The sequence below is a fragment of the Candidatus Liberibacter americanus str. Sao Paulo genome (assembly GCF_000496595.1).
Taxonomy (GTDB): Bacteria; Pseudomonadota; Alphaproteobacteria; order Rhizobiales; family Rhizobiaceae; genus Liberibacter; species Liberibacter americanus.
In genome coordinates this window covers 519,877-537,684 of the sequence record NC_022793.1, presented here as the reverse complement: position 1 = coordinate 537,684, position 17,808 = coordinate 519,877, and the positions used below count along the sequence as shown (strand labels likewise).

Below are 17,808 nucleotides of genomic sequence, written 5' to 3'. Positions count from 1 at the left end.
ATGATTTATTAAATATCTATAATATATACATCAAACAACAATAATATTAAACAAAAGTATGATAAGTATATATTAAAACATATACATGAATAAATATAAATAATTTTATAAATAACTTAAACTGTTTCAGTTAAAATCATCTACTAGGAACAAAAATATATAAACAATTAAAAATAAGAAATTTGTATACATTCTATGTTTTAGAACGAAACAAATAAAATTAGGCTTTTTCTTGAAAGTAACAAGCCTAATAATTGTCAAAATAGTTTTATATCAAAGATATTTACATATTTCATGCTTTAACAATATAATCTTATTGGCAATTTTCAAAATTACTTGCTACAGCTAATGCAGCCATATTGACAATACCCTCTGCAGAAACCGATGAAGGCAAAATATGCGCAGGCAATTTTGCTCCTAATAAAACTGGTCCGATAAATGTTCCATTTGCGATTGATTTTGCAATTGCCAAAGCAATATTTGCAGAATCAATATTCGGAAAAATCAATAGATTAGCATTATTAGAAATAGCTTGATTTGGCATAACATCATCACTCATCATATTAGAAAGATCAATATCTTGCTGAACCTCACTATCAATTACCAAATCTGTAGACATATCACGTATAATTTTTAAAGATTCACACATTTTCAAATAGCTATCCGTATCATGTGAGCTGCAATTTAAATGCGATAATAAAGAAATACGCGGGACAATTCCAAGAGGATTTAAAGCTTTTGCTGCCATTTTTATACTTTCTGCTATTTCTTTTGCAGAAGGATCAAGAGATATATGAGTATCGGCAAAGAATAAAGTTTTATTTTTAGTAAATAATATACTCATTGCAGAATAATTACTTATATCATTTCTTTTGCCTATAATATTATCGATATATTCTAAATGACTTTCATATTGCGAATCAATTTCACATATAGAGATCATAGCATCAGCTTTAACAAGTCTAAGCGCCAAAGAACCCATCAAAATATTATTAGAACGAATAATATTATGATCAAAATCCATAGAAATACCCTTTGCAGCATTTAATGAACGATATAAATCAACAAATTCTTGGAAAGAATCTTCACTATGCGGATCAATAATATCAAAATCTTTTCCAGCAACTATTTTCAAAGCATAACTAAGAATAGCTGACTGAATTTTCAATGGATCGCCAATAAGAACTGGCCTAGCAATATTTGCTTTTGCCAAAGTTTGTGCTGCACGCAACACTCTTTCACTTTCTCCTTGGCAAAACAATACTCGTTTACAAGCTGTTTTTTTTGCAACTTCAAAAACCGGATTCATCAAAGAACTGATTGGAAAAGCAAAACGCTTCAATGAATCTCGATAAGCATCATAATCTTTGATAGGATATTTAGCTACACCTGTTTTTTCAGCAGCAATAGCAACCGCTGGAGCAATATGCAAAATTAAATTTGGATCAAAAGGCGAAGGTATAAGATAATCAGGACCAAAAACAGGATGTTTATCTGAAAAATTCTGAATAACTACATCATGAGGGACATCTCTTGCTAATTTAGCCATAGCACGAACTACTGCTATTTTCATTTCTTCATTAATATCACTAGCTCCACAATCAAGCGCGCCTCTAAAAATATAAGGGAAACATAATACATTATTCACCTGATTGGGAAAATCAGAACGTCCTGTACAAACCATTGCATCTGGTCTAATTTTTTTTACCACATCTGGCATAACTTCAGGAATAGGATTTGCTAAAGGCATAATCAATGGATTTTTAGCCATATTTTTTAATACAACTGGATCAAGAGCATTAGCTACGGATAAGCCTAAAAACACATCAGCGTTTTCCATTGTTTCAGCAAGTGTCTTTGAACCTGAATCCTGAGCGTAGGCTGACTTCCATTTATCTACCTTTTTTTTACGTCCTTTATAAACAAGACCCTCGAGATCATGAATCCAAATATTTTCGCGTTTAACTCCCATTTTAACCAATAAGTTCAAACAAGCTAATGCAGCTGCACCTGCACCCAAAGTGACAATTTTAATATCCGAAAAAGATTTTTTGGCTAATTCCATTCCATTCAAAATTGCTGCAGCGACAGTAATTGCAGTTCCATGTTGATCATCATGAAAAACCGGGATATCCATCTTTTCAGATAAAATTCTTTCTACTTCAAAACATTCAGGAGATTTAATATCCTCTAGATTTATTCCACCAAATGTTGGCTCTAATGAAGAGATGGTCGATACCATAGTTTCGATATCTTTTGCATCAATTTCTATATCAAATACATTAATCCCTGCAAATTTTTTAAATAGCACTGCCTTCCCTTCCATAACAGGTTTAGAAGCCAAGGGGCCAATATTACCCAAACCAAGAACAGCAGAACCATTAGAAATAACAGCAACAAGATTAGATCGAATCGTATATATTGAAGCCTTATCAGGATCTTCATGAATAGCCATACATGGAAATCCAACACCGGGAGAATATGCAAAAGAAAGATCTCTTTGATTATTAAGATCTTTAGTAGCATTAATTTCCAATTTGCCAGAGATAGGATATTGATGATATGCGAGAGCGTTTACAGATAAATGTTCTTCTAATTGAAGTTCAGGATGATTTATCTTTTTTGACGATTTATTTCTCATAACAAAAATATCCTTTTTAGAAAATAACAACATACAATACGCAATATGCAATCATATAATGTTTATTTAATTAACTGACATAGACTATTGCCATTTATATTATCAAGCATTTACTATTTAGGAACATATTTAATATAAAACTACTAATATATTAAGCAAGATGCTTTGTTCATTGTAAAAAAAATGAACAAAATCAGAACTATGTCTGTCAAATCACCATATGGAATTAATAATAAATGCCAATAAAATCAAGGCATATCACTTCTAATAACATAATTATGTCTATCTCGGAAGATGGTACCCTACTTTTAAAATTTATAGGAACATGGAAGGCTATAGATTCATCTAAAATGGCCAAGGATATAATTACAATTTTAGAAAAATCCAAGAAAGATGATATTGCTATAGTAGATTTATCAGGGATAAAATCAATTGATACCATAGGTGCTGTAATTATAGTTAGACTTAGAGAAAAATATCAAGGTAATATTGAGTTTAAAGGAGCATCTGCTTCAGTTAATCAAATGATTTCAATTGTATCTTTTGCAGGCTTATATAATGATACAGATAATAATTATACAGAATTAAGAAAATCACCTAATACAATCTCAAGGATATATTCATATATAGGGGAAAGCATTTCAACATTATCGTATAGTTTTTTAGACCAGATGCATATTTTGGGATTGATGACTAATAATCTCTGCGAGTTGATTGCTAGTAAACGTAAAATAAAAGAGTTTATACCTGCTTTTACTACACATTTACATCATATTGGTGTAAAAGGTGCTCCGGTTATTATTCTAATTTCTCTTATAACTGGCGCAGTGATAGCACAACAAGCCGCATTTCAACTTGCTAATTTTGGCGCAGAAATTTTTTCAATTGATTTAATTAGTGTTTTACAGCTACGAGAAATTGGAGTTTTACTAACGGCCGTAATGATTGCTGGACGATCTGGAAGTGCCATTGCTGCTGAAATCGGAGCTATGAAAATAAATTCAGAGCTTGATGCAATAAAAGTAATGGGTATAGACATAGTTAGTGTTATAATGTCGCCACGTATTTTCGCTCTCATTATTTCATTGCCGCTTCTAACTATTCTAGCTAATATTTCGTCTATTATAGGAGCTTCTGTTATTATCTGGAAATATTATAACATGCCGTTTAACGTTTTTTTTACTCGTCTTCACTCGACACAAACATTATTAAATATTTGCGCAGGACTATTAAAAGCACCTTTTATGGCAGCTGCTATTGGCATTATTGCATTTAAAGAAGGATTAAAAGTAAAATACGACGCTAATTCGATAGGTAATACAGTAACAGCTTGCGTTGTTAAATCAATTTCAATGGTTCTAATAATAGATTCTCTTTTCGCTGTATTTTATTTCGCAATTGGTATATGATCTATAGGAAAGAATACCTTATGCAATTAAACGATACGTCTACAAAAGAAAAAGTACTATCCGTCCAAGACCTAACTGTTGTGTTGAACAATGAAGTTATACTTAACAAAGTTAATTTGGATATTTACCGCGGTGATATAGTTGGAATCATAGGACCATCTGGAGTTGGAAAATCCATATTGATGAGAGCGATTATTGGCCTTATACCACATGTATCTGGAACTATTAAAATATTAAAAGAAGAGTTTTTAAATTCTAAAGAAAAGATAGATTTTTATCTAGGAACTAAATTAGGAGTTCTATTCCAGCATGGTGCATTATTTTCATCTATGAGCGTTCATGATAACATCAGTGTTCCAATTCGACAAAATAACAGTTTGCCGGAAAGCATTATCAGTGATATAGTTAAGCTTAAAATGTCTATGGTAGGTCTTCCTATTGAAACAGCTAGTTTAAGCCCTTATCAATTATCAGGAGGAATGATAAAAAGAGTTGCATTGGCAAGATCATTGGCAATTGATCCTGAACTTATTTTTCTAGATGAACCAACCTCTGGATTAGATCCTATAGGTGCATCAGAATTTGATAAATTATTAGTTAAATTACGTAATTCTTTAGGATTAACAGTGTATATGATAACACATGACATTAATAGTTTAATGTCTACTTGCAATAGAGTAATAGTAATGGTCAAAAATGGCATCATATACAACGGAAATGTTAAAGACATGCTTTCTTCTGATTATCCATGGGTGAAATCATATTTAACTAGATTAAATAAGGACGTTGATTTATAAATGGAAAATAAAAATTATTATATATCAATAGGAATATTTACAATTACAATAATAGTTTTGGCATTCTTTGCTATATACTGGTTATTACACTCTGATAAATATGATGGACCAACGGATGAATTAATTGTACGTATACCAGGATCAGTCGATGGATTATCAGTTAACTCAGCTGTTCGTTTTAATGGTATTAAAATCGGAGATATCACGGGATTATATATTGATTCCGAAAATCCATCTTACTCAATCGCTAAAGTTAATATCAGATCTGATATGCCTATATATCCTTCAACTAGAGCAATGATTATATCCCAAGGGATAACTGGAATAACACATATTGAGTTATCTAATAAAAACAAAGGAAATAAGACTGTTTTCCAAATTGCAAAAGAATCAAATAAACTTGCAATAATTGATGCAATTCCATCAGGGTTAAATAATTTTTTACTCAAAACAGAAGAAACACTGCATAATGTCAATTTATTATCCGGGAAAGTGAATAATATTTTAAATAGGATAGAAAAACCTATAAACAACACTATTAATAATATTGAAAATATATCGACAGTAATCGCAGAAAATATTTCTAGTATCGATAATATGACTAATGGCGATAATAATTTATCTGAAAAAACATCAGATCTAATAGATAATTTTACGAATATTCTTAAAAAGATTGATAAAATGATTGATGTAGTTGATACTACAAAAATCAATAGAATAATAGGCAATATTCAAATTGCCAGTGATAATTTTGTAAACACATCAAATAATTTTGATAATACCATTAATGGGTTAAATGAAACTAATAAAACTTTCCAGACAGTTGGAAAAAAAGCAGATGGAATTATTTCTAATGTTAAAGAAACAATAAATAGTAAAGAAATGGCTGCTTCTTTAAATAATGTGTTTAAAACAACTGATAACATGCGTGAAAGTACAGCTGCTATACGTAATATTATGGATCAATTGAAAGATATTATGACGAAAATGAAAAATTTATCAGGCAATAAAGAAAACAAATCACTAATTGAAGAAGCAAATATCACAATGAATTCTTTAAGTAATGCCGCCAATCAACTAAACAAGTATATTCCTCCTATAGCAAATAATGTAGAAAAATTCTCAAATAATGGATTGAACGATTTACAAAATCTAATCGGAAATATGCAAGAAAGCGTCGATCATTTTAATGAATTTATTGATAATTTCAGACATAATCCGCAAAGGATAATTTGGGGAACAGAAACGATAAAATCATATAAACCTAAGCATTAATAAAATAGCTTGTTAATTAATAATGCTTTAGAACAATGTGTAATCTAACTTATGGATAATAAATTGAGTAATCTTTATAAAAAAATTATACCTTACAGTGTAATCACATTATCATGCATGTTACTTTCTTCCTGTTTTGGAAATATAACTAAAGATACATTTGAGCTTTCAAACAGTAATTTTAGTACAGGCGAAAATAGAGATATTAAAGATAATATTAAAATTATTATCAACGAGCCAATTTCTCTTAAAATATTAAATAGCGAAAATATAATTATTCGTTCCTCTCCTATTGAAATGAGATATTTAATAGATTCTCAATGGAGCGATAGACTGCCACGCATGATACAATCAAAACTCATTTCAAAGTTTGAAAATAATCAGAAAATATTAACTGTATCTAGAACAAATCAAGGAATATATTCAGGATATCAACTATCTTCCAATATCCAATCATTTGAAATTAATATTGATCAAAATCAAGCTGTAATTTTAATGTCTATAAAAATCATAAATTTAAATACAGGCGATATCGTGGCACAAAAGGTATTTCATGCTGAAGAACCTTTTCTAAAAGATAATAAACTGTACTTCGTGCAATCTCTTGATATTGCATTTAATCGTATGTCTACAGAAATTGTAAAATGGACACTTTCATCCATATTATCGCAAATGCCTATAACTAAATAGAATGGTGAGTTATTAAAATAAAAGATAAGCAAAAAACATTTAATTTAAGTAATTTTAATAGCCAAAATATTTTATATATAGATAATTATATATAACTTATAAATAATATTTATGAATATACATTCTCTATATAGAATATGATTTGTCTATATCAATAATTAAAAATAATATATGTTATCAAAAAGCTATAATATTGATTATATTGATTTTTAGTCGATAAATAGCATTTAGAATTATATTTATCTATGTCTAAATTAGATTAACAAATCAAAATCACAGAAATACATAAAATAAAAACTTATATAAATAAAATAATTAGATTATCAAATAGTTTTAATCTATATGCTAAAAATCATACTATAATAAGCAAATTACTAAGATAATAAAAATCGGATAATGACAAAGTAATCACATATTGTATAAAATAATAATTTTATAGGATAAATAAACAGTATTTAAAGATATACAAATACATATATCTATACATTATCATATAATCAAATCGATATAAAAATACTGCTGTTAATCTTAGATCAACTAAATCAAATGAAGAAATAGAAAATTTATAACCTTAATATAATACATTATGTTATTAAGATAAAAGAGAATAATGCTATTCACATTATTCTAATATCATATTTTAACATATTTATCATTTGATTCAGTATTATTCGAAGAATTATTTTTTTCTTTGACAATCATCTGATCTCTATGCATAGCAATACGACGTTTTTCTCTTAAGAGAGCTCCTGTTCCAGCAGGAATTAAACGACCAACTATAACATTTTCCTTCAGTCCCTCTAGCATATCAACTTTTCCTGCAATAGCTGCTTCTGTAAGAACCTTTGTTGTTTCTTGGAATGAAGCAGCAGATATAAAGGATTTTGTTTGCAGAGCAGCCTTAGTAATTCCCTGTAACACTGGAGAAAAAACGACAGGTTTCTTTTTATGATGAATAAGTTCTTTATTAATCGCTTCTACTTCAACCCGATCTATATTATCACCTAAGACATATTCACTATCACCTACATCAATAATCTCAACTTTTTGCAACATCTGACGAATAACTACTTCTATATGCTTATCGTTAATTACAACTCCCTCAAGACGATAAACCTCTTGAATTTCATTAAGCAAATAAGAAGCCAAAGCTTCTACACCTTTAATACGTAAAATATCATGAGGTGCAGGATTACCTTCAACTATATAATCACCTTTTTCAACAGTATCGCCATCTTGCAGATAAAAATGCTTGTTTTTTGGAATAAAATATTCAACTGGTTCAAGGCTTTCATCAAAAGGCTCAATTAATACTCGAGATTTATTTTTATAATTACGCTTGATCCTGATAGTACCACTAATTTCTGCTAACATAGCATTATCTTTCGGACGACGTGCCTCAAAAAGCTCAGCCACACGTGGCAATCCGCTTGTAATATCTTTTGTCTTAGCACTAGAAATTGGTGAACGAGCAAGCACATCGCCTACAGAAACTTTTTGTCCAGGTGTAACTGAAAGGATTGCATCTACTGGCAAAAACCATCTAGCATCAGAACCACGAGCAAATTTTATAACATCACCATTTTCATCTTTTACAACAATTGCAGGTTTTAAGTTCTGACCATGAGTGCTAAAACGCCAATCTATAACTTTACGCTTAGCTATACCTGTAGATTCACCAATACTCTCAATTACAGATAGTCCATCTACAAGATCTTCAAATTCTACTGTTCCAGAAACTTCTGTTATTATTGGAGAAGTATGCGGATCCCATTCTGAGATACGTTGTCCACACTTGACAGAATCACCATTATTAACAAAAAGCTTTGCACCATACATAATACGATACGAAGATTGTTCTTCACCAGAAGAATCCAAAACCTGAAGTGTGGTATTGCGCCCCATTGATATGAGATCTTGTTCAGAATTCAAACATACAGTACAATTTTTAATTTTTACTTTCCCGTCACAAGAAGACTCTATGAAAGACCTGTCAACAACGGTTGCCGCCCCTCCAAGGTGAAAGGTACGCATAGTTAACTGAGTACCAGGCTCTCCGATAGACTGAGCAGCAATAATACCAATAGCTTCACCAACATTAATAATCTTTCCTCTAGATAGATCACGACCATAACAAAAGGCACAAATACCTTTACTAGATTCACAAGTCAAAGGTGAACGAATCCTGACAGATCTAATACCAAGCTCCTCAATATCAGCGACATGAGATTCAAGTATCAATTTACCAGCTTCAATAATACACTCATTTGTTAATGGATTAATAATATTCTCAATAGTAGTACGCCCTAAAATTCTACTACCCAAAGAAGAGACAACCTGTCCAGAATCAACAATTGATCTAACAGTCAAACCTCTATCAGTTCCACAATCAACTTGAGTGATAACACAATTCTGATTAACATCGACAAGTCTCCTGCTCAAATAACCAGAGCTAGCGGTTCTCATAACAACGTCAAGCAATCCTTTACGACCACCAATATTTGATTTAAAGAACTCAAAAACATCAAGGCCACCTTTAAAGTGAGAACGAATAGGTGTTTCAATAATTTCTCCAGATGGTTTTGCTATCAATCCTCTCATACCACCAAGCTGACGCATCTGATGTATAGAACCACGTGCACCAGAACGAGACATCATAAATATAGAATTCATAGGCTTTTGACGACCAGTTTCTGGATCGAATTCAACCTCTTTCATCCGAGCCATCATCTCTTCGGTCACTTTATCAGTTGCCTTACCCCAAAGTTCAACAACCTTATTATATTTTTCTCCCCGAGTAATGAGACCATCATTATATTCCTGCTCATAATCTTTTACCATCTTATCAGCTTCTGCAATAATCTTTTCCTTAGATTCAGGAACAATTATATCATCTTTACCGAAGGAAATACCAGAAGAACAAGCATAAGAAAAACCTAAGCGCATAAGACGATCACAAAAAACAACCGTATTTTCCTGACCACAATTACGATAAACTGTATCAACCATAGATGAAATGTTTTTCTTAGTCATTTCTTGATTACAAATATCAAATGAGATTTTATAATGACAAGGCAATATTTCGCCTATTATCATACGGCCTGGAGTTGTATCATAAACTTTTGATACCTTATTACCATCTGCATCAACACTAGTGTATCTTCCAAGTATCCTGGAATGTAAAGTAACTACTTTATTTTCAAGAGCATGATAGACCTCGCCTACATCAGCAAAAGACATCCCCTCACCAGGGTCACCTTTATGTGAAATAGACAAATAATATAAACCCAAAACCATGTCTTGTGAAGGAACCACAACTGGCACACCACTAGCTGGATGTAAAATATTATTAGTGGACATCATCAATACACGCGCTTCTAACTGCGCTTCAAGTGAAAGCAACACGTGTACAGCCATTTGATCACCATCAAAGTCAGCATTATACCCTTCACAAACCAAAGGATGGAGCTGGATAGCTTTCCCGCTTATAATTTTAGGCTCGAAAGCTTGCATACTCAAACGATGCAAACTCGGTGCACGATTAAGCAAAATAAGGCTCTGAGAGACCACTTCTTCAAGAGCATCCCAAACTTCAGGCTTTTTCTTTTCAACAAATTTTTTGGCCTGTTTAACAGTAGAAACACAACCTTTTTTCTCTAATTGAGCATATAAGAAAGGCTTAAACAACTCAAGCGCCATTAACTTCGGCAAACCACATTGATGCAACAACAATTCTGGACCTGCAACGATGACAGAACGACCAGAATAATCAACTCTTTTCCCGAGAAGATTTGTTCTAAAACGACCCTGCTTACCCTTTAACATATCAGATAGAGATTTCAGAGGACGCCTATTTGCACCAGTTATCACACGCTTATGACGACCATTATCAAACAATGCATCAACTGCTTCTTGAAGCATCCTTTTTTCATTTCTTACGATAATGTCTGGAGCATGCAAGCCGTTTAACCTAATCAAACGATTGTTTCTACCAATAACACGTCTATACAAATCATTAAGATCAGAAGCAGCAAAACGACCAAAATCAAGAGCAACTAATGGACGCAAATCTGGTGGAATAACAGGAATAACAGTCATAATCATCCATTCAGGACGATTCCCAGAATTTAAAAAATTATCAACTATCTTCAGACGTTTCATTGTTTTCTTTCGCCTAAAAATAGAAACGTCTTTAATCAAACTAGAGCGCAAATCAGCAGCCAATTTCTCAAGATCCAATGAAATCAAAAGCTCACGTATTGCATCAGCTCCCATCATAGCTATAAACTGATCTTCACTATAATCATTTAAAGCCTGCAAATACTCTTCTTCTGTTAAAAGCTGATATTTTTCCAATGGGGACAAACCAGGATCAACAACAACATAACTTTCAAAATAAAGAACTCGCTCTATGTTTTTCAAGGACATATCAAGTAATATTGATATACGCGATGGTAAAGACTTAAGAAACCAAGGATGAGCAACTGGGGCAGCAAGGCGAATATGAGCCATACGATCTCGACGAACAGACGATAATGTTACCTCAACACCACACTTCTCACAAACAACACCCTTATACTTCATGCGTTTATACTTTCCGCATAAACACTCATAATCAGCCATAGGGCCAAAAATCCTAGCACAGAATAAACCATCTCTCTCAGGCTTAAAAGTACGATAATTAATTGTTTCTGGCTTCTTTATCTCACCATAAGATAAAGATAATATCTTCTCCGGAGAAGCAATTGAAATCCTAATAGAATCGAAATCTTTATCATCTGTCCATGGATTAAAAAATCTCATGATCCCTTGTTGCATATGCCATCTCCAAACGTAATTTATACCCAAAAGCTATTTAAAGGTAAAATTTTTTAAATAAAAACAAAAGAATAAATAATATTTATAGCCTATATTACTTACTCAAATCAGGAATTTCTTCCATATTTACATTATTTACTACACGAGAATTTTCTAAATCAATACTCAAGCCTAAACCTTGTATTTCTTTTATCAACACATTGAAACTTTCTGGAACTCCTGTTTCAAAAGAATGATCTCCTGAAACGATAGATTCATAAACCTTAGTACGTCCCACAATATCATCAGATTTAATAGTAAGCATTTCTTGCAAGATATACGCAGCACCATAAGCTTGTATACAAGCAACTTCCATTTCTCCCAAGCGTTGCCCTCCGCACAATGATTTTCTTCCTACAGGCTGCTGTGATACAAGAGAATAACTACCGATAGAGCGAGCATGAATCTTATCATCAACCATATGGTTAAGCTTTAACATATAAATATAACCAACAGTTACTGGACGGTCAAATTTCTCTCCTGTAAGGCCATCATAAAGGATAGATTGTCCGCTTTTATCCAATCCAGCCATACCAATCATAAAACTTATATCATCTTCGCTGGCACCGTCAAAAACAGGAGTTGAAACAAATACACCCGACTTCCACTGATCTGCAAAACTCAATACAGACTTATCATCATATTGAGATAATTTATCATATTGAGAACCTTTACCAACGATATTTTGAACAAAAGTCCGCAAAGGAAGTATATCACCATTTGCCTTATAATCATTTATAAGACTTTTGATTTTCTTTCCAAGACCAACGCAAGCCCAACCAAGATGAGTCTCAAAAATTTGACCAACATTCATACGAGATGGAACACCTAACGGATTAAGCACAATATCAACCGGAGTGCCGTCTTCAAGAAAAGGCATATCCTCACAAGGAAGTATACGAGAAACAATTCCTTTATTACCATGACGCCCAGCCATCTTATCTCCGGGCTGCAGTTTACGCTTCATAGCAACAAAAATTTTGACAACCCTTAAAACACCTGGAGGCATATCATCGCCCCATTTAATCTTCTCAACCTTATTTTTAAAACGATTTTCAAGAACAGATTTAGAAGAATCATATCTTGCTTTTAAAGATTCAATATTACGTTGAACTTTTTCGTCTTTAACTGCAAACATCCACCACTGAGAGCGAGGATACTCTGTCATTAAATCACTCGAAAGAACTGTATTCTTTTTAAATCCTTTAGGCCCAGAAACAATAGTCTGACCACATAAAAACTCCATCAATCTACTATAAGTATTACGATCTAGAATTGCCTGCTCATCATCTCTATCTCGATCGAGAATCTCAATTTGCTCTCTTTCAACAGACAAAGAACGCTCGCTCTTTTCAATCCCGTGTCGATTAAAAATACGCACATCAACAACCGTACCAGAAATACCTGGTGGAACACGCAATGAAGTATCACGTACATCTGAAGCCTTCTCACCAAAAATAGCTCGCAACAGCTTCTCTTCAGGCGTCATAGGACTCTCACTCTTAGGAGTGATTTTACCTACTAAAATATCACCTGGATTAATTTCAGCACCAACACAAATAACGCCACATTCATCAATATTCTTTAAACCTTCCTCTGAGATATTAGGAATATCGCGTGTTATCTCCTCCGGACCTAGCTTGGTATCACGTGCCATCACCTCAAATTCTCCTATATGAATAGAAGTAAAGACATCATCAGAAACCATGCGCTCAGAAACAAGCATGGAATCCTCAAAGTTGTATCCACGCCAAGGCATAAAAGCAACTACGATATTACGACCAAGCGCTAAATCTCCAGAATCTGTAGATGGACCATCAGCTATAATGTCATTCTTGCGAACTGTATCTCCAACTTTTACTAACGGACGCTGATTAACACAAGTATTTTGATTAGAGCGTTGAAACTTCGTCAAACGGTAAATATCTACTCCGGAATCAGAAGGATCAAGATTTTCTTCTACAACACGAATTACTATACGCATCGCATCAACTTGTTCTACAATCCCAGCATGTTTTGCGACAATAGCAGCACCTGAACTCTTGGCGACTATCTGCTCCATACCAGTACCAACAAAAGGGGCTTCAGCTTTCAACAATGGGACAGCCTGACGCTGCATATTACAACCCATAAGAACACGGTTTGAATCATCGTTTTCCAAGAAAGGAATAAGAGATGCTGCAATAGAAACAACCTGTTTTGGAGAGGCATCTATAAAATGTATGTTTTTTTGAGGTACAAGAACTTCTTCTCCAGCACATCTACAAAATACTAAATCATCTACGAACAAACCATCTTCATTAATAGCAGAATTAGCTTGAGCTATATAACAATTTTCTTCTTCAGATGCAGATAAATATACAACCTCATTTGTGACCCTACCATCTTCAACTTTACGATAAGGAGTCTCAATAAAACCATATTCATTAACACGAGCAAAAGACGCAAGCGAACTTACAAGACCTATGTTATGACCTTCAGAGGTCTCAGCAGGACAAATACGTCCATAATGTGTAGGATGAACATCACGAACCTCAAAACCCGCTCTTGCCCTTGTAATACCACCTTGACCCAAAGCAGACAAACGACGGGTGTGCGTAATACGAGATAGAGAATTAACATGTTCCTCAAGCTGTGATAATTGCGAAGAACAGAAAAAATCACGCACAGCAGACACAACAGGTTTAGCATTAATCAAATCCTGCGGCATAACCGTATCAATATCAACCAAGGAAATTCTTTCCTTAATAGATCGTTCCATACGCAATAGCCCGAGTCGATATTGATTCTTTAACATCTCACCAACAGAACGAACTCGACGATTACCTAAATTATCAATATCATCAATCTTGCCTTTACCATCACGTAGATCTATCAACACCTTAATGATAGCTATGGCATCTTCCTTTCTAATATGACGAACAGTATCAGGAGCATCAAGGTTAAGACGCATATTCATCTTAACACGACCAACAGCCGAAAGATCATATTTATCAGGATCAGAAAAAAGATAATTAAACATTGACTCAGCAGCAGAGACGGTAGGAACATCACCGGGACGCATAACACGATATATATCTAAAAGCGCATCTTGACGATTTTCATTCTTATCAGCAGCTAAGGTATTACGTAGATACGCATTACTACTTGCAGAATCTACATAAAGGGTAGGAATATCATAAATGCCAGCAGATATAATTTTATCTAAACTATCCTCATCAATCTCATTACCAGCCTCAAGATATATTTCACCAGTCTCCGTGTTGACTATATCTTCCGCCACATAAAAACCATATAAAGCATCACGCTCTATTCCTAAGCATTCTATCCCTTTATCCTTAAATCCCTTAAATAACAACGGACTAAGCTTACGCCCGCTATCAACTACAACTTCACCTGTATTTATATCAATCAAGTTATAAGATAATTTCGAACCTATCATTATCTCAGCAGAACTTAATGGAAAAGACCAATAATCACCTTTTTTAGTATAACTAACCTTAGAATAAAAAGTAGATAAAATCTCCTCATGATCCATTCCCAAAGCCATCAAAAAAGAAGTTACAGGAATTTTACGACGTCTATCCACCCGCATATGGATAATATCTTTGGTATCAAATTCTATATCAAGCCATAAACCCATATTAGGGATTATACGGCATGCATATAGCAATTTGCCAGACAAACTAGCTCTTCCTTTATCGTGATCAAAAAGTATACCAGGAGAACGATGTACTTGAGAAACAACAACTCTAGGAGTACCGTTAATAACAAAGGTTCCATCCTCTGTCATCAAAGGTATATCACCCATATAGACGCTTTGCTCTTTTATATCTTTAATAGATTTAGCACCAGTAAACTCATCTATATCAAATACAATCAAACGCAATATAATCTTTAATGGAGCAGAATATGTCAAATTACGTCTAAGACAATCTTCAACATCAAACTTTGGAGGCTCAAATTCGTATGATACAAACTCAAGCATCGCAGCTCCAGAAAATGCAGTGACAGGAAATACCGAACGAAAAGCATCCTGCAAACCCTCATTAGGACGAGAATCACTAGGATGGTCAATCATCAAAAATTTATCATAAGACGCTCTCTGAACTTCAACGAGATCAGGTATGTCAATTATCTCAGGTATTCTTCCAAAAAACTTGCGCTCACGCCCGAGACCATTGAACACAATACCTTTAGCCATTGCTTCTCCTCATCATCAAATCACGAAAAATAAAAATAATAGGAAACTATAGAAATCACTTCCAAAAGCGATATAATCCCTTAAAAACATCAAAAAAAAAATAAATCAACTATTCCAGATCAATTTTCGCTCCAACAGCAACAAGCTTTTCCTTAATTTCTTCTGCTTCAGCCTTAGAAACAGCTTCTTTTATAGTCTTAGGACAGGATTCTACAAGCGCTTTAGCCTCTTTTAATCCAAGCGAGGTAATTGTTCTAACTTCCTTAATAACAGCAATTTTGCTATTATCAGCAAATCCAGACAATACAACATTAAAATCAGTTTGTTCCGCAGCCTTAGAAACAGCATCATCCGCAGGAGCAGACTGAGCAGCAGGAGCAGCAGATAAGAAAGAAGCAGCTGAAATACCTAATTTCTCCTCCAGCTTCTTCGAAAGCTCTGAAGACTGCATAAGTGTAAGAGAGCATAATTGATCAACAATTGAGTCAAGATTAACATTGGACATTTACGTATTTCCTTTTATTTTCTTTATAATTAACAAAACTAATCTTGCTTATTTTCTTCCATACAAGCAGATATAATATGAAAAAAACGAGCATGAGGCGCATTAAGAGTTCTAAGCAACCTGACAGAATTATGCTGAATACAGCCTAAAATCCTAGCACGAAGTACATCAATGCTCGGAAGAGAGGCTATCTCTTTTATGGCATCATTATCCAATATCCCCTTGTCCAAAATGCCACCAATAATCTTAAATTGATCATTCTCTTTTGCAAAATCAACAGAAATTTGGGGTGCAGCAACAGGATCTTTGGAACAAACTATCAAAGATTGCCCAGAAAAAAAATCAGACATACCCTGAAAATCGGTGTCTTTGATAGCAACCTTAACAAGACGGTTCTTTACAACCTTAGCAAATCCTCCCGCTTCTTTCATCTTTTTTCTAAGACTACCGATTTGCGCAACATTTATTCCTTTATAATGAGCAACAACTACTGAGTTATAAGAAGAAAAAATCTTACCTAACTCCGCAACCTCTAAGATTTTTTCCTGCCTTTTCAACTCTTATCTCCAGATGACAAACATATAAACATATACAAACCTTTTTTATTCACATCCGAAATCAAAAATTCCACAGCCAAATTATTAACAACTCTATAACAAGCAAGGAAATACCTAGAATATAATTCTTGATAAATAATAATAAAAATCAAGGATTTTTAATAAAAAAAACACTAAACAGTTAATGAGGAAAGGTCAACCCTTACACCACGCCCCATAGTAGATGATAAAGTAACTCGCCTCATATATTCACCTTTAGAGGAAGAAGGCTTGGCCTTAATAACCGCATCTACAAAAGCCAAAACATTCTCTTCTATTTTTTTATTTTCAAAAGAAACTTTGCTTATACCAGCATGGACTATACCAGCTTTTTCAACACGAAAATTAACGGCGCCTCTTTTCAAAGAATGAACAGCATCAGCAACATCCATAGTCACAGTACCAAGCTTAGGATTAGGCATAATACCACGAGGCCCTAAAACCCTACCTAATCTACCAACAAAAGGCATCATATCAGGAGTTGCTATACAGCGATCAAAATCTATATTACCATTCTTCACTATTTCAAAAAGGTCTTCCCCTCCAACAATATCAGCACCCGCATCTCTAGCCTCATCAGCTTTCACAGAAGTAGCAAAAACAGCCACTCGAACAGCAACACCTGTACCATTAGGCATACTAACAACACCACGAACCATCTGATCAGCATGACGAGGATCAACTCCTAAATTCATCGCAATCTCGACAGTTTCATCGAATTTAGCTATAGCACGCTCCTTTATCATCGAAATTGCATCTCTTAAACTGTAAAAAGCATAAGGATCAATTCCTTGAGAAATACGCTGCATACGTTTTGAAATTTTAGAAACCATA

At 33.6% G+C, this 17,808-nt stretch carries 10 protein-coding genes; 4 read left to right on the top strand and 6 right to left on the bottom strand.

The genetic code is table 11. The annotated features are described in order from the left end of the window. Positions 1 to 313: 313 nt before the first annotated feature. Positions 314 to 2,641: a phosphate acyltransferase gene (locus tag LAM_RS02285; protein WP_007557351.1), complete on the bottom strand. Its 2,328-nt coding sequence runs from the start codon at positions 2,639 to 2,641 to the stop codon at positions 314 to 316. 236 nt (positions 2,642 to 2,877) lie between these two features. On the opposite strand from LAM_RS02285, the gene LAM_RS02280 reads away from it, so the two are divergent. The 4 genes from LAM_RS02280 (at position 2,878) to LAM_RS02265 (ending at position 6,812) form a co-directional block, all read left to right on the top strand. Then, positions 2,878 to 4,050, top strand: a complete 1,173-nt coding sequence (locus LAM_RS02280; protein ID WP_007557350.1) for an MlaE family ABC transporter permease — start codon at positions 2,878 to 2,880, stop codon at positions 4,048 to 4,050. Positions 4,051 to 4,070: 20 nt separating this feature from the next. Then, complete coding sequence (locus LAM_RS02275; protein WP_007557349.1) at positions 4,071 to 4,847, top strand: ABC transporter ATP-binding protein; 777 nt, start codon at positions 4,071 to 4,073, stop codon at positions 4,845 to 4,847. Beyond that, a complete protein-coding gene (locus LAM_RS02270) occupies positions 4,848 to 6,122 on the top strand; it encodes an MlaD family protein (protein ID WP_007557348.1) in 1,275 nt (424 codons plus the stop codon). Positions 6,123 to 6,185: 63 nt separating this feature from the next. Continuing rightward, positions 6,186 to 6,812: an ABC-type transport auxiliary lipoprotein family protein gene (locus tag LAM_RS02265; protein WP_240532042.1), complete on the top strand. Its 627-nt coding sequence runs from the start codon at positions 6,186 to 6,188 to the stop codon at positions 6,810 to 6,812. A gap of 633 nt (positions 6,813 to 7,445) precedes the next feature. Here LAM_RS02265 and rpoC read toward each other — a convergent pair. The 5 genes from rpoC to rplA all read right to left on the bottom strand — a co-directional run bounded on the left by rpoC (position 7,446) and on the right by rplA (position 17,807). Next, a complete protein-coding gene (gene rpoC / locus LAM_RS02260; protein WP_007557346.1) occupies positions 7,446 to 11,630 on the bottom strand; it encodes a DNA-directed RNA polymerase subunit beta' in 4,185 nt (1,394 codons plus the stop codon). A gap of 94 nt (positions 11,631 to 11,724) precedes the next feature. Beyond that, positions 11,725 to 15,873 carry a DNA-directed RNA polymerase subunit beta gene (gene rpoB, locus LAM_RS02255; protein WP_007557345.1) on the bottom strand — a complete coding sequence of 1,383 codons (4,149 nt, stop codon included), beginning with the start codon at positions 15,871 to 15,873 and terminating at the stop codon, positions 11,725 to 11,727. Between the two features lie 109 nt (positions 15,874 to 15,982). After that, the gene (gene rplL / locus LAM_RS02250; protein ID WP_007557344.1) at positions 15,983 to 16,378 is read right to left on the bottom strand and encodes a 50S ribosomal protein L7/L12; all 396 of its coding nucleotides are present in this window, start codon (positions 16,376 to 16,378) and stop codon (positions 15,983 to 15,985) included. Between the two features lie 38 nt (positions 16,379 to 16,416). Next, on the bottom strand, positions 16,417 to 16,935 hold the full coding sequence (gene rplJ, locus LAM_RS02245) for a 50S ribosomal protein L10 (RefSeq protein WP_007557343.1): 519 nt from the start codon (positions 16,933 to 16,935) through the stop codon (positions 16,417 to 16,419). Positions 16,936 to 17,108: 173 nt separating this feature from the next. Beyond that, positions 17,109 to 17,807 (bottom strand): 50S ribosomal protein L1, encoded by a 699-nt coding sequence (gene rplA / locus LAM_RS02240; RefSeq protein ID WP_007557342.1) that lies wholly within the window; start codon positions 17,805 to 17,807, stop codon positions 17,109 to 17,111. Position 17,808: the final 1 nt, after the last annotated feature.